Raw genomic sequence first — 22,519 nt, forward strand, 5'->3', positions numbered from 1 at the left:
TAGATGATTAAACAGCTTTTGGCGTTCGTTTGTTCGGTCCTACTTTTCCCGACCGTAGGAATCACCCAGCAAATTGACGGAAACGAGCTTTACGAAACCTGCACCGATGAAAACCCCGTCCTTGCCGCGTTTTGCGTCGGATATATCATCGGTTATGTGGAAGGTTCGCCTTGGGGTGCCTTCGTCGTTCTAAACCGGCTAGCCCCGAAGGACGATAATGCAGTAGCCAATGCCCTCGCGCGCGAATTCCTAGGAAGTTGTCCGCCAGAGAATGCATCAAATTCGCAACTTACGGATGTCGTGAAAAAGTATCTCGAGGAACATCCGGAAACGCGGCACGAATCCGCTCGAACCTTGATTTGGCAGGCGTTCTCCGAAGCGTTCCCGTGCGGCGGTTAGAAGCGAAATTCGGTTATCGCTTTCGGCGGCTTGTAACGACATGGACGCTCTACGACGTTCCGGTCTGGCAGGTGCGGGGCTGGGAGCGGACTTAAATCAGCCGATCGCCTCCATGATTTGCTCCCGGAGAATAAGAGACGCGATGCCGATGAAGAAAATAGCCATCCATGTGTAGCTGACCTTGTGACTGAGTTCGGATTCGATCCGCGCCAGAATGACCTTGATGTCGGTCATGTCGGAGCGCATCGACTTCATGTCGGACTTAATCTCCGACACATCATCCTCCAAGTGCTTCACACGCGCTTCCATGCCGCCTCCGCCTCCATCGCCTCCGTCAAGTGCGGGCATCCCCAGAGGGTCGCCCATATCGGCGCTCGATGCGCCTCCATGCTCTCCGTATAGTATATGGACATCTGCGCTCATTTCCTAATCCTGCGGCTCCGCACCCGCCATAATCGCCGTGAACAAGCTCCTTAGCGCGTTCTGCGCCTCTACGGTCTTATGCGCCGCCAAATGGCTTTGATTGTTGGCACTGGCTAGATCGCCCGCCGTCCATGATATCATGGCTTGGCGGAAGTGCTCTTGCGCCATAATTGACTGATTGATTGTCGCGAAAAGAAGGTCGAGGTCCGTTCGGGTGAGTTTCAGAGCAAGATATTTGTCCGGGTCGATAGCCGCCCATTTGTCGATAATGGCCTTTGGGATAAACTTCGGTTCCGGCAGCGGCGGATAGTCTAGTGCGGGCCGTGTGTGGTCATCGCTCATTCCGCCGTCCCCCGATTCCAATTCGCCAATCTTGACCGAACGACGGCCGCCGCGTCACCGTGAACAGGTGGGGAACCGCAGCCCAAAATGCACAAGCCCGGTCTAAAGCGAAGCTTGAAGTTTCATGGGGTGTCAGATCGGTGCGCGCGCGTATTGCGCAGAAAAAGTGCTATTCTATCCGTTAAGATAGTTTGGCTAACACACAAAACTGGGTCGATCTCCCGCCCGCCCTTGCTGCAATGCTCCGCGACTGGCCGCCGCTTTTATAGCGCAAAGATGCGTCCTCAAGACCCTCGCTAAGTTTTCGATTAAGCCGTTGAATCGAATTAACGAAATGGTATTAACCCGCCCTCCGCTGGGACGTCCGCGAAGCCAGCAACCGCCTGTGCTGAATAGGAGAACCGTATCTAGTCCGCTCTCCGCCCGAAACTTGATAACGCCTTGAAGCTCAACAGCTTGTAGAGCTGGGTGGTCGGCGCGTCCAACGCCTCTAAATCCCTCTACTTTAGAGCGCGGCAGATGGTTTCACCCCACTCCGCGCACATGTGCCTGTGGCCGATAATTCGGCAAACACGGTTTAATCGGGCTTTTCCTGCTCGGCGCGCCACCGCGCCCAGCGCCGCCTTTGCGCTTCCGCGATGCGCTCGCGCCCTTCTGGCGTTCTCGCCCCTGTCGCAAGCCCGCCGTGCATCCGGCAACGCGCCTTTCCGGCGACTACAGGTGCGCGGCATGGCGGCCCCGCTCGCGTTCGTGCGCCGCACTTGGGGCGAAGGGCCTTTGACAGTTCCGGCGAAACCTGAGTTGAGACGTTGAGAAGTTCGGCGGCGGCGTTGGTTGTCTGAGACGCCTGGGAGAAAGAGGACAAATTTGCCCCCTTATCTTCTCTTGGCCGGTGGGCTGGCATGTTCGCCAGTTTCGCCGCCACCCTTGGCTCGCTCGCCGGTCGTCCTTCCTCGCGCGCGCCCGCGTATTGGTCCCGCATCGGCGCAGCTCCGGTAATTCCCCACGTCGCGCCCGCGCGCTCGCGCGTTGGTGTGCGGAAATTGTCCACGTTAAGCCCTATCGCAGCGAAAATCAGTTTAGGCGCATGGCCCCGAAGATCGACAATCGCAGCCCGCTCCCAGTATTTTACCGTCGAGCGATGCAGCCCAGTTCGCTTCGCCAGTTCCACTTGCGAAAGCCCGAAGGCGAGACGCTGGCGGCGAAGCTCCGCTCCTGTCAGCGGGTTTTCCGCCGTTATTTTATCCATCGCCGGCCGGCCTCTTTTCCAGAGTTTCGATTCATGCCGCGTCGCCTCCACTCGGCCAGGTCAGTCACGTTCGCAGATTCGGATTGCGGAGCCGGTTGCGTGCTATTCCGGCTATTCGTGCTATTCGAGCCGTCCGGAATCGCACAAATAGCACGAATAGCACCGGCCTCCTTCTGAGCCTTGAGCCTTTCAAGAAATGCGTCGGCGTCAAACTTCATCGTCGCGCTCCCTCACGATCCGATAGGCTTCCTTGCGTTGCGCGCCTCGCAATTCGGCTCCTTCGGGCAAGGGCGCGAGCCAGCCGTGTTGCTCCAGCATGGCGATAGCGGGCCGGGCGGCCTTGCTTTCTCGAAGGGCGCGGCTCGGCGCATGTCTGACGATTTCCGAAGGCGTGATTTCCGCGTGCGGCCAGCGCGTGAGAAGCCAGTTCCGCAATGCTTCCGCCTTTTCCGTCTCCGCCGATACGGTCGCGGCGTCCGCAAGCCGAGCCGCTTCAGCGAGATAGAAGCCCGCCAGCTTTATCGCCCCGGCCATCATCTCCGCAGTCACCTCGCGAGCGTCCAGGTCGGCCCAGGCGGTCAGCACGCCGGCGATGCGGGCGGCCTGTTCGGCGGCCTTGGAAGCGTAGCCGGTGACATGGGCGTAAACGCCGCCGGGGGCCTGCTCCGTCTCCACATGGTCGGCATAGGCCGCCAGAAGGGCGCGGGCGTCGGGCGACAGCGCCAGGGCGCGCGGCTCCAGTTCTCGGGTTTCAGAGTCCATCGGCAATGGCGTTTCCAGCACGTCGCGCATTCGAGCGGAGAAGGACGACAGCGCGTAATCATCCCGCCGCACCAGTGATTGCAGGCGCGTTCCGATGGCGCTGGGCGGCTCGCAGATCAGGAAGCGCGGCAGAAAGCCGGTATCGCCCGCCAGCGGGTCCGCCATGAAGGCGCTGGCCACGCCCGGCTGCACCATCAGGTGAACGGCCAGCCTGCGCCCGTGGAGCGTGAATGAGCCTTCGCCCTGCCGCGTGCGGCGGATGGCGTTGCCCTGCCAGAGGTCGTTGAGCGCCGCGAGCGTCTTTTGCCGGTTGTCCGTGGACATGGCGAACCCGCCGAGAAACTGGCCGCCCTCATCCGAGAATATGCCGAGCGTCGGCATTCCTTCCGCGAATTTCCGCGTCAACCCTTCATAGGTCGGCTCCGTCACCGTGCGGTCAGTCGATGGCGGCGCGGCCGGTTCGCGGCCCATCGCCCGCAAATCCGCCTCGGCCTCCACGCGCTTCGCGCCCTTGCCCTTTCTCGCCTGCGCCAGAATGCTGTCACGCTCGCCCTTCCATAGCGCATAGGCGTTCTCCCAGGACGCCATCGCCTCGCGCTGGGCCTTGGCCTCTTCCTTCTCGAAGGAGCGTAGCGCAGCCATAAACGGCGCATCGCAGGACGATTTTCGCTCGCCCGATTTCGCTATGGTCAGGGCGTAGAGCGACACCGGGCTTACACCGGCCAGCGTCGTCACGTTCACATGCCCCTGCACCGCCAGAGAAGCGGCGGCCAGGGCCGATGCGGCGGGAATGGCGACAGGGGCGAGGAATTGCCCCTGCACCGCCTCCACCGCGCTCCTGAGCGGCCCAAGCGCCTCGACGGGGTAAGGCTCGCCCGGCGGGATCTGGCGCAGGAGCGGGCGCGGCCCCTCGGCCTTGAAGGGGATAGGTTCGGGGATCGCGTTCATGCGGCGGTCCCTTTCAACCGAAGAATGTCGTTCCAGTCGCGCCCGTCCGGCGCGGGCAGGATGCTGACGGTCCAGCCCAGCGCGCTGGCGCGTTCGGCAAGCGCGCGGCCCGCCGCCTGTCCGGCGGCTTCACCATCCGTCGCGATGGTCAACTTTTGCGAAGGTCCATCCGGCAGGCGAAGCCCAGACATTCCTGACGTGGACAGCGCCGCCCATATCGTCGCCGGGCGCGGGAGAAGGCCGCAAGCGAGCGATAGCGCCGTCTCGATTCCTTCCGCCACCACTAGCGGCCCCGGCGCGTCCATGAGCCTCACCGCGCCGCCAGCGCATGCGCCCAACATGGCCCTTCTCGGCTCGGCATCGGCTTTTCCAGCCCCGTCAGGGCGCAGATAGGTCCGATGCACCGCGAACCGCTCGACGCCCTCCACCAGCGCCACCAGCGCGGGCAGTCGTTTCGCGGACGGATGCCAGCATTCGGGATGAAAGCGCAGACTATCCGGCAGGTCGCAGGAGATGGCGCGGCGGCGGAGATAGGTTTCCGCAACCGAGCCGTGAACCGGCCCGGCTTCGTTCCAGCACGCCACGGCCTGCCGTTCGCGTTTCTCCGCCTCGCGGCGCTGCTCGGCCTTGTGACTGGCCATCTTTGCCGGATCGGTTCGGGGCGGATCGCCCGCGCCCTCGATGACGCCAAGGCCGCGCAGGGCGTCCAGAACGTCCACGAAGGCGCAGCCCGTCTTGCAATGCGCCAGGAGCCGCCCGCCTGCGCCGTCCGTCAGCGTCAGGCTAGGCTTGCGGTCGCTATGCGCCGGACAGCGCGCGGCCCCGTAGCGGCCATACCATCGGCCCTTGAGCGCGCGGGTGATGCGATGCGCCTCGGTCATGCCGCACCGCCTTCCGCGAGGCTCGCGGCGCTGGGCGGATAGCGAAGCCGGGAAATGTCGGCTCCGGGCTTCAGGCGGTAATGCGCGACGTTTTCGGGGCCGCGATATTCGGTCAGGATCGGCCAGCCATATCGCTTGCGCAGCTTTTCCGTGATGGCGGCGAGCCGCCAGCCTTTGGCCTCGCGGATTTCGGTCTTGTGAGTGAGGGTCCGCCCCTCGATGAGGGCCTTGCAGGCCCAATAGATTTGCGTCGGGCTGGAAAACCAGCGTTCGGATTTCGTCATGCTCTTGCCTCTGCATGTTGCGCCAGAGGACGGGCCGGGGCTATTCTGATGGCGGTGACTATCGATGCCCCTGCGGCCCCGTCCTTTGCGGCGGGGCTTCTTTTCAAGTGTCGGATTTCTTGCGGCTCGCCAGCCATTCGGTGATGGCGCTTTCGGGCCAGGCGACGGCCTTGCCGGTCAGTTTCACCGGGCGCGGAAACAGCTTCCGGTTCATCTGGTCGTAAATCGTGCTGCGGCTCAGGCCCGTGATTTCCTCAACGGTCCGGCGGCGATAGTGCTTCTCTGCCATCTCGGCTTTCCTCTGCATGCGGTGGAACATGGAGGAATTGTGAAGCGCCAAAAGCAGAGACGAAATTGGACATCAAGGACATCAGCGCAATGAGTGATTGTCCGTTGTCATTGGCTCAAAAAGGTTAAGTTGTCTTGTTTTGTGTCCAAGACTCTGTCCGTTCATTGACGGCCCTCGTCAGGGTTTTGACACTTACTTCGCGATTAATGTGATTTGCGATTTGCCGAGCTACTTCCTTCCAGGGGTTGCCTTGCCGCCCGTTGGGGAACAGTTCGACGAACGCCTTACCTGCCGCATCGCGGAGCGCGGGTGGTCTCAATTCTGAAGGCTCGCGTATGCGGATGTCCGCCCCCAGTTCTTCAGCAAATGTAAGAAGCCCATCCGAATCATTTGGTAGGTCTTGTGCATCGAAGCAAACAGACCAGCTTTCGAAGCTTGTGGCGGCTTTCGCTAGTTCCTCAACGTCTGATACACGAACATGGCTTTTCGTTATCTTTTTGATGGACGCTTGCAACGACCTCACACACCAAGTTTCGGTAGAAACGAACCACCCGCTATCGAAAACTTCCTCAGGCTCTCCGGCAATATTTCTGGCCTTCATAATCTCCCAAAGTTCTGGCAGTCCCTGTCCCGGATCAAGCGGCGAAAACTCGCTGAATTCCAGTTCATCATTCCCAAAAAAGAAATCAGGTGAAGCGCGGACCAATCTGCCATCTGAGCATGCTAAATAAACAGGAATGGGTTGATGAGCAAATATACGCCAAATAGCCCAGCAGGGGAATGCAAGTCTGGACATAAATAGTTGAGAAAAGGCAGGTCCGTGTAGCTTTCCTGGCGAATTAACGCTGTCACGACTTTTGGCTACGCTGATAGACCTAATAAAGCTGATCTCAGTATTTCCGAGGTCACGAAGGCTATAAAATACACATTGCGCTGGGACGTATCCGACTGGCGCAAACATCATCTAATCCTCAATATTTTGGCCGAGGCCTCACTTAGATAGGCCGCCCAAGCGTCCATCATCTTGCGCCGTTTCTCGAACACGTCAGAGCGGGCATAAGCTCTTTCCACCGCATCGCCTGACAAGTGCGCCAGCGCCGCCTCGGCCACCTCGCGCGGAAAGTTCGTGCGCTCCTGCGCCCACGTGCGGAATGACGTGCGGAACCCGTGAACATCGGCATTGAACCCAAGTTCCTTCACCAGCTTGGAAAGCGTCATGTCCGAAAGCGGACGGCCCTTTTTCGTGCCGGGGAACACCAGACCGGAGCCGTCGCCCAGCGCCTTGGCCTCTTTCAAGATGGCGACGGCGCGCGACGATAGGGGAACGCGATGCGGCCGCTTCATCTTCATCCGCTCGGCAGGAATTTCCCATACGCGCGCCGCCATGTCGATTTCATCCCAGCGGGCCTCCCGCACTTCACCGGAGCGGGATGCGGTCAGCACCAGAAACTCAAACGCCAGCTTTGTTGAAAGCCCGGCATTGGAAGTCTGCACCGTTTCAACGCAGCCGGCCACCTCTCCATAAGGCAAGGCGCGACGATGTTCCGGCCGCGCGGTCGCCTTGGGCAGCGCTTGGCTGATGTTCTCCGCCGGGTTGTCCTGCCGCCAGCCCTGCGCAATCGCCCATTTCATCACGGTTCCGATGCGCTGGCGCACCCTGCGGGCGGTCTCGGCCTTCACGGTCCAGATAGGCGACAGCACGGCCAGCACGTCAGCCGTTGTCACGTCCTGCACCTTCAGCTTTCCGAGCCGGGGAAAGGCGTAGGTTTCAAGCGTGCTGATGAACTGCGCCGCGTGCTTCGGGTTGCGCCATGTCGGCCTGTGCAGCTCATGCACTTTGCGGGCGGCCTCCGCGAAGGTCAGGACGGCCTGCGCCTCGCGCCGGGCTTGCAGGGGGTCGCCGCCGGATCGGGCAAGTTTGCGGTTCTCCAGCGCCGCAGCGCGGGCCTCGGCCAGCGTCACCAGCGCGGGCGAGCCTAAGCCCAACTCGCACCGCTTGCCGCGAATGGTGATGCGCTGAACCCAGAACCGCGAGCCGTTCGCGTCCACGCGAAGATAGAGGCCATGCCCATCGAAATATTTGCCCGGCGCGCTGGCGTTCTTCACCGCTTGGGCGGTCAGCGCCTTCTCGGGCCTGCGGTTCAGATGCTCTGCCAACGTTTCCCCCAATCCTTCCCCCATTTAATGGGGGAACCAGCCGGACTATGCCGGAACAAGAGGGACATAGGAAGTGATTTAGACGCCTGCAATAACTTAAAGAATCGGAACTTGGCGGAACATGCCAGAATGGCGGATGGCGGACTTCGTCTCCGCCATTTTGCAATCCGGCATGGATTCCCCATTTAACGTCTTGAACAGAAACGAAACTTCTGGGGTTCGAAACCTCTCATTCCGGCAGTAGGCCAGACGGTCCTTGAAAGCCAGTCTCAGGACGAGTCGTTGCAGGTCGAAGCGACCTGTTTCCCTGACTTTCCAGAGGCTTGCGGGAAACCGGATCGCGAGTTCGAACATTTGCTCGAAGGTTGCTTTCGGCCTGCCTGTTGCTTCGGCTTTTTCAGCGAGCAGCAGTTTTTCCTGTTCAATCTGCCCGATCTTCTTTTCATAGGCCTTGATGACCGTACTGGTGTCTGCCTCCATGAGACGGGAGAGCAAAGCTTCGAGGGTCAGGCTATGCCGCCTGCAATCCTCGGAGCCGAAAAATCGAGGAATGCGCGGAGCTTCTGGGGGATCAAGGCGCGCGGCTCATAGAGAAGGTGGACTGGCCAGGGTTCGGGCTCGAAACCCTGCAACAGGGGCGCGAGCCGCCCCGTCCTGATTGCGGCTGCGGCCTGGTAAGACAGGACGCGGGTGAAGCCCAGCCCATCAATGGCGGCGTCGATCGCGGCTTCAGCGGTATTCACGATCAGGCGCGAACGCACCGGGACGGTGATCTCTTGCCGGCCAGATCCGAAGCGCCAGTTCTGTGGCGACATGAGGCTCTGAAAGGTGATGCCGTCCAGGTCCGCCAGGTCGCCCGGCACCTTCGGCGCTTTCCGTTTCTCGAGATAGGAGGGGCTGGCGCAGACAATCCAGCGCACCTCGCCCACCTTTCGGGCGATGAACGTGCTGTCCGCAAGCGGCCCAATGCGTACCGCCAGGTCGAGATGCTCCTCGCGCAGGTTGACGGGCCGGTCCGTCAATTCCAGCGACACGTCGACATCCGGAAAGGCCCTCAGGAATGCACTGACCGCAGGCAGAACGTGCAACCGGCCAAAGACGATGGGCGCGGTCATCGTCAATGTTCCCCGCGGCGCGGTGAATTCGCCCGAAGCGTTGCGTTCGGCTTCCGAGACGTCTTCGAGGATTCTGCGACAGGCCGCGACGTAGGTTCTGCCCGTATCCGTGAGTGTCAGCCCCCGCGGAGAGCGCAGCAGCAGCTCCGCGCCAAGCTTGCCCTCAAGTTCGCCGATCCGGCGACTGACAGTGGCGATCGGCATCCGCAGGGCGCGTGCGCCGGAGGTCAGGCTGCCTTCGTCTACGACACGCACGAAGATGGACATGGTCTCGAGACGGTCGGTCATGACCCTTCCAATTATTGGAACCATATATCTCAATCATATTATCTACTGCCGCTTTGTGGAAGCATCTAAGTCGTCCTCGTAGAACAAGCGGAGGAGCTTTCAGATGTCTCGTATCAGCTATCCTGACAACATCGCCGCTGCGCCCGCGGCTTCGCAGCCGCTGTTGCAAGCCGTCGAGAAGCAGCTGGGCGTGGTCCCAAATCTGTTCCGCCTCGCCAGCGTCAGCCCCACCGCTTTGGAAGGGTATCTCGGCCTGTCCGGCGCCCTTAGCAAAGGTCGCCTGCCGGCCGCCACCCGCGAACGCATCGCGCTGGCCGTAGCGCAGATCAACGGCTGCAACTACTGTCTCTCCGCCCATACCTACCTTGGCAAGAACCTCGCCAGGCTCGATGAAGTCGAAATCGCGGCCAATCGGGCCGGCCGTTCGAACGACGCAAAGGCGGACGCCGCCGTGCGGTTCGCCGTGAAGGTGACCGGGTCGCGTGGCCGCGTGGGCGCCAAGGATCTTCGCGAGATCCGCGACGCCGGCTATGACGACGGCCAGATTATCGAGATCGTGCAGCATGTCGCACTGAACACCTGGACCAACTACCTGAACGAGCTCGCCCAGACCGAAATCGATTTCCCGATGGTTGATGCCGAGAAACTCGCAGCTTGATCTCTGCGGGGCTGGCGGACCCTTCCCGGCCGCTCGCCTCTCAGGCACCCGGAACCCAAACGGAATGGATGCGCCAATGCCCCTCTCCCCACTTCCTCCCTTCACCGAAGACAGCGCCAGGCAAAAGGTTCGCCTTGCCGAAGACGGCTGGAATTCACGCGACCCGGCCAAGGTGGCGCTGGCGTATACGCCGGAAAGCCGATGGCGCAACCGCGTCGAATTCCCGGTAGGCCGCCCCGAGATCGAAGCCTTCCTGAACCGCAAATGGGCGCGCGAACTGGAGTATCGCCTGATCAAGGAACTCTGGGCTTTCGCCGATGACCGCATCGCCGTGCGCTACGCCTACGAATACCGTGATGACAGCGGGCAATGGTTCCGGGCCTACGGCAACGAGAACTGGCGATTCGCCGAAGACGGGCTGATGGCGGCCCGCCACGCCAGCATCAATGAACACCCCATCCACGAGAATGATCGCAAGTTTTTCTGGCCCCTGGGCCGCCGGCCCGACGATCACCCGGGTCTTTCCGATCTTGGCCTTTGATTCATGGAGGACAGCCACGTGAACCCGCATTTCCCCGCCGGCGCCGCGCCGATCAAACTGTACCGCCATTCCAGATCGGGCCACTGCCATCGGGTGGAGCTGATGATGTCGCTGCTTTGCGTGCCTTGCGAACTTGTCGATCTGGACCTGGCGGGCGGCGCCCACAAGGATCCAGCATACCTTGAGATCAGTCCCTTCGGCCAGGTTCCCGCCATCGATGACAGCGGCGTCACCCTGTCGGATTCCAACGCCATCCTTGTCTATTTGGTGCGGAAATACCCCGACGGCCACAACTGGCTGCCGGCCGCCCCCGAAGCCGCCGCAGAAGTGCAGCGTTGGCTGTCGGTCGCCGCGGGCGAAATCGCCAGCGGCCCGGCGGCGGCGCGGCTGGTGACTGTCTTCGACGCCCCGCTGGATCATGAGGCCGCCAAGGTCAAGGCGCGCAGGTTGTTCGCGGTGATGGAGCCTCTGCTGAGCAGCAGCGATTTCCTTGCCGGTTCTGGGGTCACCATCGCCGATATCGCCTGCTACAGCTATATCGCTCATGCGCCCGAAGGTGGCGTCAGCCTTGCGGCCTACCCGGCCATTCGCGCGTGGCTGGCCCGGATCGAGGCGCTGCCTGGCTTCGTGGGCATGGCGAACTCGCCGATCCCTGAAGGCGCCTGAAACTCACAGGCGCTAGCCATGTTTCAACCAGAGAGCGTTTTCCATGCTGGCGAGCGCGCGGTGCAGGACCGCGTCGGCGTTTCCCAGGACTCGCGCCAACGGGCCGCTCGCGTAATCCGGGCGGCGATGCCCGAACAACACCAGCGGTTCTTCGAAAGCCTGCCAGTGCTGTTTCTCGGCCTGCTGGACGTGCAGGGCCGGCCGTGGGCCACCGCCGCCTTCCCGCCGCCCGCGGGGGCGCAGGCCACGTCCAGCCGACTGACGGTCAGCGCCCGTCCAGCGCTTGTCGAAACGCTCTGTCTGGATCTTCGCCCGGGCGCCAGGGCGGCCGTTCTCGGGCTCGAATTCGCGACCCGACGGCGCAACCGCATGAATGGCGTCATCCGCGACGTGGCGGAGGAGGTTCTGTCCATCGAGGTCGAGCAGAGCTTCGGCAACTGCCCGAAATACATTCGGAGGCGCGATATCCGCCTGCCTGACGCGCCGCCACCGCCCGCCGAAGGCGCGCGTGTTGCAATCAGCGATGCGGCGGTGCGGCGGATCATCTCTTGCGCGGACACGTTCTTCATCGCGAGTCATGCGAAAGACGGGCTGGACGTTTCCCACCGCGGCGGGACGCCCGCAGTGCTGCGCCGGGATGCTGACGGCTCGCTGTCCTTTCCGGACTATGCCGGCAACCGTTACTATAACACGCTTGGAAACATCGAAGTCAGCGGCCGCGCCGGGCTGTTCATTCCGGATTTCGCCGTTGGCGAGGCGATCCTGTTGACGGGCTGGGCGGGAATCGATTGGTCCCCCGTCCGCGCGGCGGCGTTCGAGGGGGCGGAGCGGGTCGTGGACATCCGCCCAGAGGAGATCTGGCATGTTCGGCATGCGTCGCCTCGCGGCGCCGTCATAGAGGATTGAGAAACAGCGGATCACGATCTTCCTTGGCTTCTCCGCCCTGCCACACGTGAGGCTACAAGTTCCTGATGCGTTATCCGGCGTAGGCAACCGGCCTCTGACCTGATCCGCTGCTTAGTCACCAAACAGAGACTGGTGCGCCTTGCCTGACAGCGCCACCTCGAACCGGTACGATCACCCTGCCCTATTATTAATATTTTTCCCTAAGGCATAATTTTTACTGGGGTTGACCGCACCTACAGGGCGGATATATCTCTATATACAAATAGTAAAATAAAATATATAAGTAATGATTTTGTAATAACAGAATATATACATAATCGCTACGTAAAGGTCGCTGAATAACGTGTAGTGGATGTCGGTGGATACGCCGCCGGGGCGCCATGTAAGGGGGAGGATGATGGGAGTCGCAATTCGGCTGTCGATAGAGAGTGTCCTGAACGAGTCGTCGGGCGTTGTGATCCTGCCCGAAGATAAGGGCTTCGTAGACGCCGTGCTCGGTCAGGCGATCACCCCGGCGGAATACAGGCTGCTTTCCGAGGCGGCGAGACGGATCACCGTCACCGACCATTTTCGCGACGTGGTGCGCGATTTCGATTGTCCTGAGGGGCGGACGCCGGCGGGATTCCGTATCGAGGGGCGCCTTGAGCGCGACGGCCAGCTCGTCTTCGACCTGATCCGCGACATCGGCTACGAGGAGAACGGCAGGCGAAGAGCGACCCCCCTTATCTTTTCCGCCGATAGCGCGAACCCGTATGAGATCACCGCCATCAAGGAGATGATCGGCAACCTCACCTGCAACCCCGGCATCATTTACGATCTGTTCCTGAACAATCCCAAGGCCAATGTCGGAGGCAAATTCGCTACCCGCGAGGAGGTGATGGCCGAGATCGGTCGGGTGCTCGGCCCGGGCTGCGATATCAGCGTCGAGATCAACGACCCGTTCGAGACGAACATCGATCGCGTCCTTGAGGAAATCGCACCGTTCGAGCAGACGCTGAACCGGCACCGGCTGGTGGTGAAGATCCCTCACACCGGGCCGGTGAACCGCGAGAACGTGGGCAAGCTTCTGTCCGGGGACGGGCGATTGGACCGGCGCTACGATCAGGGCGACACCGACGACTATCTGCACGGCCACAAGCTGGCGTTGGAACTGCAGAAGCTGGGCTATCGGACCAATTTCACGCTCATGTTCGAGCCGCACCAGGCGCCGTTGGCGTTGCAGGCTCGGCCGGCGTTCATCAACGCCTTCGTGCGCCACCGACTGATCGCCAGCCAACGCTTCAGCCGCGATCTGGCCGCATTCGACGCCAGCGGCGACGAGACGATCCTGCTGCGGCTGAAAGAGTTCATGATCGCCAACGACTATCTCTCGGGCTCCGACCAGGATGTTCCGTTGACCCGCGTCGCCGGAATCGCGCGGACCTTCCTCAAGCACCGCAGGTTCGATAGCGCCGAAGGCGCGGATGGGCTGGACAACGCCCGCGCGGGACTGCGCTGGCTGAAAACGTCGAACTTGCCCGAAACACGGCTGATCATCTGCAGTATGGAGGGCGACGACAACATGCCCGACATCCTGTCTATGCTTTCCGAGGACGAGTTCCGCGAGATGCAGGGCAGAGTCGTCATCACATCGGAACCCAATTACATTGCTCGGTTCTCGAGTTCACCGCAGGTTGTGGCCTATCAACGGCGGTTCATGAAGGCCGCCCAGTCAGCCTCTCAGGCGGGTGCGGCGCGATGACCGCGCCCGAAACCATGGCCGATATTCTGGTGATCGGCGGCGGAATCAATGGCAGCGCCATCGCCCGGGATGCGTCGGGACGGGGGCTGTCGGTGGTTCTCTGCGACAGGATGGATCTGGGCGAAGGCACGTCGTCGAAGAGCAGCAAGCTGATCCATGGCGGCCTGCGATACCTCGAGTATTTCGAGTTCCGGCTGGTGCGCGAGGCGCTCGGCGAGCGTGAAATCCTGATGAAGACCGCGCCTCATGTGGTCTGGCCACAGGAATTCATCCTGCCGCACACACGCGCGCTCCGGCCTGCATGGATGGTTCGGTTGGGCCTGTTCCTCTACGACCATCTGTGCCGGAAGCGCACGCTGCCGTCCTGTCACAGCGTCGATCTACGGAATGAAACTGTTGGAAAGCCGCTGAAGGACAGCTTCCGGCTGGGCTATTCCTACTGGGATTGCCGCTCGGACGACGCGCGGATCGTCGCGCTCAACGCCGTGGACGCCAAGACGCGCGGAGCTGAAGTGCTGACTCGCACTAGTTTCGTCGAGGCGCGCGACTTGGGGGGGGTCTGGGAAGCGCAATTGCGTGACGAGCTGACCGGCGAAGACCGGACGGTCCGCGCCAAGGTCATCGTCAACGCGGCTGGCCCATGGGCGAATGGAGTTCTCGGCGGGCTGCTGCAGCGCAAAGCGAAGGAATCGGTTCGCAATGTAAAGGGAAGCCACATCGTCCTGCCCAAGCTCTATGAGGGCGATCACGCATACTTCCTGCAGAATGACGACAAGCGCATCCTGTTCGTTATTCCATACGAGCACGACTATACCATGATCGGGAACACCGACGTATCCTATGACGAAGACCCGCCGCAGCCAGTGGAGATTTCGCCAGAGGAAGTGAAGTACATGTGCGACGCATGTACGAAGTATTTCCGCAAACCCGTCGAGCCAAAAGATGTGGTCTGGTCCTGGTCCGGGCTCAGGCCGCTCTATGATGACGGGCAGGACGATATTTCAGCGATCACCCGCGACTACGAGATGCACATCTATTCCGGCCCGAACGGCGGCAATGTTCTGTCCATCTTTGGCGGCAAAATCACGACCGGCCGACAGCTGGCGGAAAGCGCCATGAAGCGTCTGGCCGAGGTGCTGCCGAATGTCGGACCAAGCTGGACGCATGCGCAGCACCTGCCGGGTGGGAACTTTCCGCAAGGCAGTTACGAGACTCTCGTCGGGATGCTTCGCGCCCGGTATCCGGATTTTCCCGAAAGGCTGCTGGAGGGCTATGCGCGCCGTTACGGCACGCGCGCGTGGAGCATCCTTGAGGGCGTGCGCACATTGGAGGATCTGGGGGAGGATTTTGGCGGACTGCTTTTCGAGGCCGAAGTCCAGTTCCTCGTGCGGGAGGAGTTCGCCGTCCGACCGGATGATATCCTGTGGCGTCGAACCAAACTCGGATTGACGGTGCCCGAGGAGGGGGTCGCCAGATTGGGCGAGTGGCTTACGCAACGGGCGCCCGCCGCGAGAGGCGACACCCGGATGATCGCCTGAGAGAGAGCCTCTTCCGGCGCATTCGGGCCGGTGGAGGAGCCGGTAACGGAGACGGATCACTCGTTCGATCCGGTCAAACACGGGAGGAAGAAGAAGTGAGACATTTCAAAACCTTGTCCCTGGCGGCCTGTCTGGCGCTGCCGGCCAGCATGGCGGCGGCGGAGCCGCTCACCATTGAGTGGTGGCATGGCAACGGCGGCTCAATCGGTCGATCCCTGCAGGTGCTCGTGGACGACTTCAACGCGGCGCAGGACGAGTATTTCGTCTCGGCCATCTACAAGGGGTCGTATACTGAAACCCTCACCGCGGCGATCGCAGCCTATCGCGCCGGGCAGAACACTCATCCGTCGATCGTGCAGGTCTTCGACGCCGGCACCGCGACGATGATGGCGGCGGGCGGCGCGATCTATCCGGTCCACGAACTTTTCGCCGACACCGGGGTGGAGTTCGACCAGTCGAAATACATCCCCGCCGTCCTCGCCTATTACTCGACCGCTGAAGGCGAGTTGTTGTCGATGCCGTTCAACTCTTCGACGCCGGTGTTCTACTGGAACAAGGAAATGTTCAAGAAGGCCGGCCTCGACCCTGAAACGCCGCCAAAGACATGGCCGGAAGTCGCGGAGATGGGCCGCAAGCTGGTCGAGAGCGGCGCGCCATGCGGTTTCACCCCGCAATGGCAGACATGGGCGTTGATCGAGAACCAGGCCGCCTGGCACAATGTCCCGTTCGCCAAAGACGAGAACGGATTCAAGAATCCAAATGCGGAACTGCTGATCAACGCTCCTTTCTTCGTCAACCACGTGCAGGCGTTCGCCGACTGGTCCAAGGACAAGATTTTCGTCTATGGCGGCCGCGAGGGTAAATCCACCGAGCTGTTCTCCGCCGGGACATGCGGCATGCATCTGGCATCATCGGGAAGCGCCGGCGGCATCCGGGCGGCTCTGGGCAAGGATGTGGCTGGCATCACCATGATGCCGTACTGGCCGGAGGTCGTCGACAAACCGCAGAACTCGTTCATCGGTGGCGCCACCAATTGGGTGCTGAAGGGCAAGACAGACGAGGAATATGAGGCTGTCGCGACCTTCTTCTCATATCTCGGCCTGCCCGAGACGCAGGCCAAATGGCACCAGCTGACCGGCTATGTGCCGATCACCATCGAAGCGGGAGAACTGACGCGGGCGGCCGGCTTCTACGATGAGAATCCGGGGCTTGATATCGCTGCGAAGCAGCTGCTTCTGAACCCGCCGACGCCGAATTCGCGCGGCGTGCGCCTTGGCAATTTCCCGCAGGTGCGTGATATTGTCGACGAAGAGCTGGAGGCTGTCTGGTCGGGAACGAAGACGGCGCAGCAGGCGCTGGACGATGCGGTGGAACGCGGCAATCGCCTGATCGCCCGGTTTAAACCCTGAACAAGCAATGCGGGCGGCGCCTGTCGATGGCGCCGTCCGATACGCGGCCCGGCCGGAGCCGCAATGCGGAAGGGGGAGGCGCATGAGAAACACGGCTGCATTCGACAACAAGATACTGCCATACGTCCTGCTACTTCCGCAGCTCTTCGTGACTTTGGCGTTCTTTGTCTGGCCCTCGATCATCGCGATCATTCAGGCGTTCACCTACGAAGACGCTTTCGGCGGAAGCCTCGAATTTGTCTGGTTCGAAAACTACAAGATCCTCTTCTCCGACCAGAGCTACCTGCACTCAGCGAAGATCACGCTGATCTTTTCGTTCGGCGTCACCGCTCTCGGCCTGATCATTTCCTTGTTCCTGGCGGTTATGGCCAACCGGCAGCTGCGCGGCGTCGTCGTCTACAAGACCCTGTTGGTCTGGCCATACGCCGTCGCGCCGGCCGTCGCGGGGGTGTTGTGGGGCTTCCTGTTCAACCCCTCGATCGGTCTGATCCCCTATTTCATGGCCAGCCTCGGGTTGATGGAGTGGAACCACCGGATCAATCCGGGCCACGCGCAACTGCTCGTCATCTTCGCCGCCGTCTGGAATCAGATCGGCTACAATTTCATCTTTTTCCTCGCCGGGCTGTACGCCATTCCCCGCTCGCTGATCGAAGCGGCCGCGATCGACGGCGCCGGGCCGGTGACGCGGTTCTTTTCGGTGGTCTTTCCGCTGCTGTCGCCCACCGCGTTCTTCTTGCTGGTCATCAACGTGATCTACGCATTCTTCTCAACATTCGGTCTGATAGACGCGCTGACCAAGGGGGGGCCGTCAGGTTCCACTCAGATCCTCGTCTACAAGATCTACATCGACGGCTTTCGCAATCAGGACTTCGGCTCCTCGGCGGCGCAATCGACGATCCTGATCATTTTCGTCGCGGCGCTGACGGTGGTGCAGTTCAAGTACATCGAACGCCGCGTTCATTACTGAGGTCGCAAGATGGTTGGAGACACCCGCTGGTCGCGCTACTTTGCGCACGCCGTCCTGATCACAGGCGTTCTGGTGATCGCGCTGCCCGTATGGATCACCTTCGTCGGGTCGACCCATACCACCGCGCGGATGCTGCAGGCGCCGGTGCCGCTATGGCCTGGTTCGGAGATCCTCGAGAATTACCGTCTGGTTCTCTTCGAAGGCTTCGGCCAGGCGGCGAGGACGCCGATCTGGCAGATGATCGTCAACAGCTTTGTCGTGGCGCTGGGAATATGCATCGGCAAGATCTCGATCTCGATCATCGCCGCGTTCGCCATCGTATACTTCAACTTCCGGTTCCGGATGACGGCCTTCTGGCTCATCTTCCTGACCTTGATGCTGCCGGTCGAGGTGCGGATCGTGCCGACCTACCAGGTGGTGGCCGACTTTCGGATGTTGAACAGCTATGGCGGCATGATCGTGCCGCTGATCGCCTCGGCGACGGCGACATTCATGTTCCGGCAGTTCTTCATGACCGTCCCGGTGGAACTGATCGACGCCGCCAAGATCGACGGCGCGTCGCCGATGAAATTCTTCTGGCACATCATCCTGCCGATGAGCCGGACCACCATCGCCGCCCTATTCGTCATCCAGTTCATCTATGGCTGGAACCAGTATCTCTGGCCGCTGCTCGTGACGTCCTCGGAGGACTATTACACCATCGTAATGACGGTGGCGCGCCAGGCGAATGAGCTGGATGGCGTCATCAAGTGGAACCTGATCATGGCCGTGGCGATGCTGGCGATGATTCCGCCTGTGGTGGTGGTGATCATGATGCAGAAGCAGTTCGTCCGCGGATTGGTGGATTCAGACAAGTAAAGGGATGGGTAGATGCCGATGATTGCGCCTTCGGTTGTAGCGCATCGCGGGGGGGCCTGCGTTCACGCCGAAAATTCACTCATGGCTTTCGAATGGTCGGCGGCAAGCGGTTTCTGCGAGGTCGAGTTCGATGTGCATCTTACTTCGGATGGCGAACCGGTGGTTTTCCATGACTTGCGGCTTCATCAGGCCGCGGAAGCGGAGGGCGTCATCGGCGAGAAGCGTCTTGCCGACCTGACGGCGACGCCGCTACGCGGCGGCGGCGGCGCGATCCCGAGTCTGGATCAGGTTCTGACGCGCCTCCGCGACTCTTCTATCCGGCTGCGCATCGAGTTGAAGACCGATGTGGCGCAGAAACCTTACGAAGGGATGCAGGCGCGTCTGATCGCGGCGATCGACAAGCACGGTCTGCGGGATCGCTGCGTGTTGAGTTCGTTCAGCCCGGCGGCGTTGGACGGGCTGGTCGAGCAGGGATTTTCGATCGCTCTCTGGTACGCGCGGGAGCAGAAGCCGTGGCAGCCCGATCTGAACCAATGGCTGCCCGAACTGAAGGAAATGGGATTCCGGGACATTGCGGTGCAGTTCAAGGAATTGACCGCTGAACGCATGGCCGCCCTCCGGGAGGCTGGATTCAATGTCGGGGTGTGGACGGTGAACGGGCCGGCGCGACTGGACTACTGGATGCGACAGCCGATCGATTTCGTCGTCAGCGACCAGCCAGACGTCGCGGCGACGTTCCGCGCCGCGCAGTTGAAGTCCGGGGCGACTACATGACGATTTCGCCTCGCTCCGACCGGCCGCTGGATCTGATCTGCGTAGGGCGCATTCAGGTCGACCTCTACGGCGAACAGTTCGGCGGCTCGCTGGAAGATATGCGCAGTTTCGTGAAGCTTCTCGGCGGCGCGCCTGCAAATATCGCCGTGGGCGCCAGTCGGCTTGGGCTGAACGTCGGCATGATCTCTCGGGTCGGCGACGAACAGATGGGCCGGTTCTGTCTCGACGGCCTTGAACGCGAAGGCATCGATACCTCGCACATCCTGCGCGACCCGGAGCGCTTGACCTCTCTGGCTCTTCTTGGGGTCAAGGACAGCGAGACGTTTCCATTGCTCTACTACCGTGAGAATTGCGCCGACGCGGCGCTCTCCGTCAGCGATATCGACGGCGATTACATCGGCTCGGCCCGCGCGGTGGTCGTCACCGGCACTCTCTGCGCCAATCCGGTAACGGAATCGGCTTGCCATGAAGTCGTGCGGCAGGCGCGGGAAAGAGACGTCGACGTGATTCTGGATCTCGATTTCCGTCCGGTGCTCTGGGGGTTGACCGGGCAGGATGTGGGCGAATCCCGCTTCGTCAGCTCCCGCCGCGTCACCGACGCGCTCCAACGGCTGGCCCCGTCCTGCGACCTGATCCTCGGGACCCTGGAGGAGTTCCATATCGGCGGCGGAACCGAGGACACCCTGGCGGCGGCGTCAGAACTCCGGTCGATGACCGACGCGACGATGGTGATGAAACTGGGGCCGGAGGGCTGCGCGGTCATCGACGGCCCGGCGCCGCGGCGATGGGAGGATTTGGCGATCACACCGGGCTTCCCGGTTGAAGTCGTCAATGTGCTGGGGGCGGGTGACGCCTTTCTGGCCGGGCTGCTGCGCGGGCGGCTCAAAGGCGAGGACTGGCGGCGCTCCTGTCGCTACGCCAACGCCTGCGGCGCCATAGTCGTCACCCGCAACAGCTGCGCCCCGGCGACGCCGTCGTGGCGTGAGTTGTCGGCGTTTCTCGACGCGGCCCCCGGGAAGACCGCCGAAATTGCGGAATCGGTGGCTTTTCAGAGGCTGCATCGCAACACGACAGGACGCCGCTCCGCCGAGACGCTGGCGTTGGTGGAAACCGATCGCGGCGTCGCGGCCCCTGCGCTGGCTGAGACGCTGGCGGATTTCGGCATGACGATATCGGGGACGGCGCTTCCGGCGGGGATCTGGGGGGTCGGCTCGCGCCAGCCGTGGAAGGCGCTTCGAAACCAAGATGGCGATCTACCCGCCTTCGCGCATGAGGTGGTCGAGCGGCTTCGCCAACTGCCGGCTGGCCTGAACGTTATCGCAGCGCCGGCCGGGGCGGACGATGACGAGATTCGGGCTCTCGTCGAGATTCAGCGCGGCTGCATGCTGAGCGAGCGGGACTTTCTGGTCGACATCACTGGCGTCGGCCCCGATTCCGCGCCGGTCCTGAACGCGCTTCTGGCGCATGGCGTCACGCCTGACTGGTGGATATTGCCGTCAGGAGAGGCTGCTTCCGCGCCGCCGATGATCGCGAAGGCGGACCCCGCCTGCTTCGGGGTGGTCAGCGACAGAACAAACCCGCAAGAATTTGCGCGCCTGCGTGAATCGTGCCGCGCACATTCGCTGCAGGCTGCGCCGTTCGTGCGCCCGAACGCCAGCTGACCCTTCGACAGACACGAAAAGAGAAAGGAAAGAATATGCCGCTCGTTTCCATGGGTCCAATGCTGCGCCACGCTCGCGCGAACGGATACGCCATCGCCGCCTACAACATGATCGATTACAACAGCGCACGCGCCATCGTGGATGCGGCCGTAGCCAAGGCGGCTCCGGTGATCGTGCAGGTCTCGGTGAAGACCGTGCGGCACTGGGGTTACGCGCCCATCGCAGGCTGGCTGCGCATGCTGGCCGATGAGGCGCCGGTTCCAGTCGCCCTGCATCTCGACCATTGCACGGATCTCGATGTGCTTCGCCGCTGCATAGAGGCCGGGTGGACTTCAGTGATGTTCGACGGCTCGGCGCTGCCCTTCGAGAAGAACCTGGAAATGTCTCTCCAGGCCTACGCGATGACGCAACGCGCAGGAGTCGGGCTGGAGGCGGAGATCGGCGCCATCGGCGGGGTTGAGGACGACAAGGTCGTGGACGAAGATGCGTCCCGTCTGGCCGATTTCGACGAATGCGTGCGCTTCGTCGGTGAGATGCCCGATCTGGCGGTATTCGCTCCGGCGATCGGCACGGCGCACGGATTTTACAAGGGCGAACCGAATATCGCCTACGATCTTCTCGAACGCATCACGGCGGCGCTGCCGGTGCCGATCGCCCTGCATGGCGGAACCGGACTGTCGGAAGAGCAGTTCCGCCGCTGTATCGGGTATGGCTGCGGCAAGGTGAACATTTCAACGATGCACAAGCGGCTGTTCATCGAGGGGTTCACTAGACTCAAGGCCGAAAAGCCGACCTTGGAAGAGCCCTTGCCTTTCATCGCGGCGCAGCACAATGCGATGGCGGAGGACGTCGCCGCTTCGATCGACCTCTTCGGCTCGGCGGGCCGCGCGGCGGAACTGTCCGATGTCTGAGCTGGCGGCGCTTCTTTTCGACTGCGACGGGGTTCTGGTCGATACCGAACGCGACGGGCATCGGCCGGCCTTCAACGAAGCGTTTCGGCGCAGCGGCGTCGCCGCCGAATGGTCTGTGGAATTGTATGGCGAGTTGCTGTCGACCGCCGGCGGGAAAGAGCGGATGCGGCGTTATTTCGACGATGTCGGCTGGCCGGTCCCGGACACCGGGCGGGCTGAGCTGATCGCCAAGCTGCACCGACTAAAGACCGACCTCTTTATGGAGATGATCGAGGCGGGCGCCCTCGACCTCCGCCCCGGCGTGGCGCGCCTGATCGACGAGGCGCAGGCGGCAGGCGTGGCGGTGGCTGTGTGCTCGACCTCGAACGAGAGGGCGGTGACCACGATCGTCAGGGTGCTCTTGGGTCCTGACCGGGCCGCCGGGATCTCGATCTTCGCAGGCGACATGGTCGCGCACAAGAAACCGGCGCCGGACGTCTACCTGATGGCGGCGAATACGCTGGAGTCGCCCTCCGCCAACTGCGTCGTTGTGGAGGATAGCCATATCGGCCTCGCCGCGGCCCGGGCGGCGGGGATGCGCTGCATCGTCACCCGGTCAGCCTATAGCGGAGACGAGGATTTCACCGGCGCCGACAAGGTGGTCGACAATCTTGATGAAGGGATCGACCTCAAGTTCTGCCGCGCGCTAGTCCAAGGCTGAACCGCCTCGCGCGTTTCGCTTCCCATCCGCTACCCGGTCGACCGTTCATTCG

At 62.0% G+C, this 22,519-nt stretch carries 25 protein-coding genes; 14 read left to right on the forward strand and 11 right to left on the reverse strand.

What is annotated here, in order from left to right; genetic code table 11:
• Positions 1 to 3: 3 nt before the first annotated feature.
• Positions 4 to 399 carry a Rap1a/Tai family immunity protein gene (locus G5B40_RS05550; protein ID WP_165096059.1) on the forward strand — a complete coding sequence of 132 codons (396 nt, stop codon included), beginning with the start codon at positions 4 to 6 and terminating at the stop codon, positions 397 to 399.
• A gap of 96 nt (positions 400 to 495) precedes the next feature.
• On the opposite strand, the gene G5B40_RS05555 is transcribed toward G5B40_RS05550, so the two are convergent.
• The 11 genes from G5B40_RS05555 to G5B40_RS05605 form a co-directional block, all read right to left on the reverse strand.
• The gene (locus G5B40_RS05555; RefSeq protein ID WP_165096062.1) at positions 496 to 822 is read right to left on the reverse strand and encodes a hypothetical protein; all 327 of its coding nucleotides are present in this window, start codon (positions 820 to 822) and stop codon (positions 496 to 498) included.
• Between the two features lie 3 nt (positions 823 to 825).
• Entirely contained in the window at positions 826 to 1,164 is a 339-nt protein-coding gene (locus G5B40_RS05560) for a hypothetical protein (protein ID WP_165096065.1), read from the reverse strand.
• A gap of 577 nt (positions 1,165 to 1,741) precedes the next feature.
• Positions 1,742 to 2,413: an HGGxSTG domain-containing protein gene (locus G5B40_RS21470; protein WP_343040877.1), complete on the reverse strand. Its 672-nt coding sequence runs from the start codon at positions 2,411 to 2,413 to the stop codon at positions 1,742 to 1,744.
• Positions 2,414 to 2,620: 207 nt separating this feature from the next.
• A complete protein-coding gene (locus G5B40_RS05570; RefSeq protein ID WP_165096069.1) occupies positions 2,621 to 4,123 on the reverse strand; it encodes a YfjI family protein in 1,503 nt (500 codons plus the stop codon).
• Positions 4,120 to 5,004 carry a DUF7146 domain-containing protein gene (locus tag G5B40_RS05575; RefSeq protein WP_165096071.1) on the reverse strand — a complete coding sequence of 295 codons (885 nt, stop codon included), beginning with the start codon at positions 5,002 to 5,004 and terminating at the stop codon, positions 4,120 to 4,122. The genes G5B40_RS05570 and G5B40_RS05575 overlap by 4 nt, the downstream gene beginning before the upstream one ends.
• Entirely contained in the window at positions 5,001 to 5,288 is a 288-nt protein-coding gene (locus tag G5B40_RS05580) for a hypothetical protein (RefSeq protein WP_165096073.1), read from the reverse strand. The genes G5B40_RS05575 and G5B40_RS05580 overlap by 4 nt, the downstream gene beginning before the upstream one ends.
• Before the next feature lie 103 nt (positions 5,289 to 5,391).
• Positions 5,392 to 5,577, reverse strand: a complete 186-nt coding sequence (locus G5B40_RS05585) for a helix-turn-helix transcriptional regulator (RefSeq protein WP_165096075.1) — start codon at positions 5,575 to 5,577, stop codon at positions 5,392 to 5,394.
• A 124-nt stretch (positions 5,578 to 5,701) separates the two neighbouring features.
• Positions 5,702 to 6,541, reverse strand: coding sequence for a hypothetical protein (locus tag G5B40_RS05590; protein ID WP_165096078.1), 840 nt, complete (start codon positions 6,539 to 6,541; stop codon positions 5,702 to 5,704).
• Positions 6,538 to 7,734 carry a tyrosine-type recombinase/integrase gene (locus tag G5B40_RS05595; RefSeq protein ID WP_343040678.1) on the reverse strand — a complete coding sequence of 399 codons (1,197 nt, stop codon included), beginning with the start codon at positions 7,732 to 7,734 and terminating at the stop codon, positions 6,538 to 6,540. The genes G5B40_RS05590 and G5B40_RS05595 overlap by 4 nt, the downstream gene beginning before the upstream one ends.
• A 96-nt stretch (positions 7,735 to 7,830) precedes the next feature.
• Positions 7,831 to 8,214, reverse strand: a complete 384-nt coding sequence (locus G5B40_RS05600; protein WP_165096083.1) for a hypothetical protein — start codon at positions 8,212 to 8,214, stop codon at positions 7,831 to 7,833.
• Positions 8,215 to 8,240: 26 nt separating this feature from the next.
• Positions 8,241 to 9,137, reverse strand: coding sequence for a LysR family transcriptional regulator (locus tag G5B40_RS05605; protein WP_165096085.1), 897 nt, complete (start codon positions 9,135 to 9,137; stop codon positions 8,241 to 8,243).
• A 103-nt stretch (positions 9,138 to 9,240) separates the two neighbouring features.
• Between G5B40_RS05605 and G5B40_RS05610 the strand changes: the two genes are divergently transcribed.
• From G5B40_RS05610 to G5B40_RS05670, 13 genes are all read left to right on the forward strand, one after another.
• Entirely contained in the window at positions 9,241 to 9,795 is a 555-nt protein-coding gene (locus G5B40_RS05610; RefSeq protein WP_165096088.1) for a carboxymuconolactone decarboxylase family protein, read from the forward strand.
• A 76-nt stretch (positions 9,796 to 9,871) separates the two neighbouring features.
• Positions 9,872 to 10,336 (forward strand): nuclear transport factor 2 family protein, encoded by a 465-nt coding sequence (locus G5B40_RS05615; RefSeq protein WP_165096091.1) that lies wholly within the window; start codon positions 9,872 to 9,874, stop codon positions 10,334 to 10,336.
• An 18-nt stretch (positions 10,337 to 10,354) separates the two neighbouring features.
• Positions 10,355 to 11,002, forward strand: coding sequence for a glutathione S-transferase (locus G5B40_RS05620; protein WP_246209715.1), 648 nt, complete (start codon positions 10,355 to 10,357; stop codon positions 11,000 to 11,002).
• Positions 11,003 to 11,020: 18 nt separating this feature from the next.
• Positions 11,021 to 11,908 carry a pyridoxamine 5'-phosphate oxidase family protein gene (locus G5B40_RS05625; RefSeq protein WP_165096096.1) on the forward strand — a complete coding sequence of 296 codons (888 nt, stop codon included), beginning with the start codon at positions 11,021 to 11,023 and terminating at the stop codon, positions 11,906 to 11,908.
• 397 nt (positions 11,909 to 12,305) lie between these two features.
• Positions 12,306 to 13,649 carry a transaldolase family protein gene (locus G5B40_RS05630; protein ID WP_165096098.1) on the forward strand — a complete coding sequence of 448 codons (1,344 nt, stop codon included), beginning with the start codon at positions 12,306 to 12,308 and terminating at the stop codon, positions 13,647 to 13,649.
• Positions 13,646 to 15,187, forward strand: a complete 1,542-nt coding sequence (gene glpD, locus G5B40_RS05635; protein WP_165096104.1) for a glycerol-3-phosphate dehydrogenase — start codon at positions 13,646 to 13,648, stop codon at positions 15,185 to 15,187. The genes G5B40_RS05630 and glpD overlap by 4 nt, the downstream gene beginning before the upstream one ends.
• A gap of 95 nt (positions 15,188 to 15,282) precedes the next feature.
• Positions 15,283 to 16,596, forward strand: a complete 1,314-nt coding sequence (gene ugpB / locus G5B40_RS05640; protein WP_165096107.1) for a sn-glycerol-3-phosphate ABC transporter substrate-binding protein UgpB — start codon at positions 15,283 to 15,285, stop codon at positions 16,594 to 16,596.
• 82 nt (positions 16,597 to 16,678) lie between these two features.
• Entirely contained in the window at positions 16,679 to 17,563 is an 885-nt protein-coding gene (gene ugpA, locus G5B40_RS05645) for a sn-glycerol-3-phosphate ABC transporter permease UgpA (RefSeq protein WP_165096109.1), read from the forward strand.
• A gap of 9 nt (positions 17,564 to 17,572) precedes the next feature.
• Positions 17,573 to 18,421 carry a sn-glycerol-3-phosphate ABC transporter permease UgpE gene (gene ugpE, locus G5B40_RS05650; RefSeq protein WP_165096112.1) on the forward strand — a complete coding sequence of 283 codons (849 nt, stop codon included), beginning with the start codon at positions 17,573 to 17,575 and terminating at the stop codon, positions 18,419 to 18,421.
• Positions 18,422 to 18,433: 12 nt separating this feature from the next.
• A complete protein-coding gene (locus G5B40_RS05655) occupies positions 18,434 to 19,195 on the forward strand; it encodes a glycerophosphodiester phosphodiesterase (RefSeq protein WP_165096114.1) in 762 nt (253 codons plus the stop codon).
• The gene (gene iolC / locus G5B40_RS05660; RefSeq protein WP_165096117.1) at positions 19,192 to 20,856 is read left to right on the forward strand and encodes a 5-dehydro-2-deoxygluconokinase; all 1,665 of its coding nucleotides are present in this window, start codon (positions 19,192 to 19,194) and stop codon (positions 20,854 to 20,856) included. Before G5B40_RS05655 ends, iolC begins: the two co-directional genes overlap by 4 nt.
• 35 nt (positions 20,857 to 20,891) lie before the next feature.
• The gene (locus G5B40_RS05665; RefSeq protein ID WP_165096120.1) at positions 20,892 to 21,767 is read left to right on the forward strand and encodes a class II fructose-bisphosphate aldolase; all 876 of its coding nucleotides are present in this window, start codon (positions 20,892 to 20,894) and stop codon (positions 21,765 to 21,767) included.
• The gene (locus G5B40_RS05670) at positions 21,760 to 22,467 is read left to right on the forward strand and encodes an HAD-IA family hydrolase (protein ID WP_165096122.1); all 708 of its coding nucleotides are present in this window, start codon (positions 21,760 to 21,762) and stop codon (positions 22,465 to 22,467) included. The genes G5B40_RS05665 and G5B40_RS05670 overlap by 8 nt, the downstream gene beginning before the upstream one ends.
• Positions 22,468 to 22,519 lie beyond the last annotated feature (52 nt).

This window comes from Pikeienuella piscinae (genome assembly GCF_011044155.1).
GTDB lineage: Bacteria > Pseudomonadota > Alphaproteobacteria > Rhodobacterales > Rhodobacteraceae > Pikeienuella > Pikeienuella piscinae.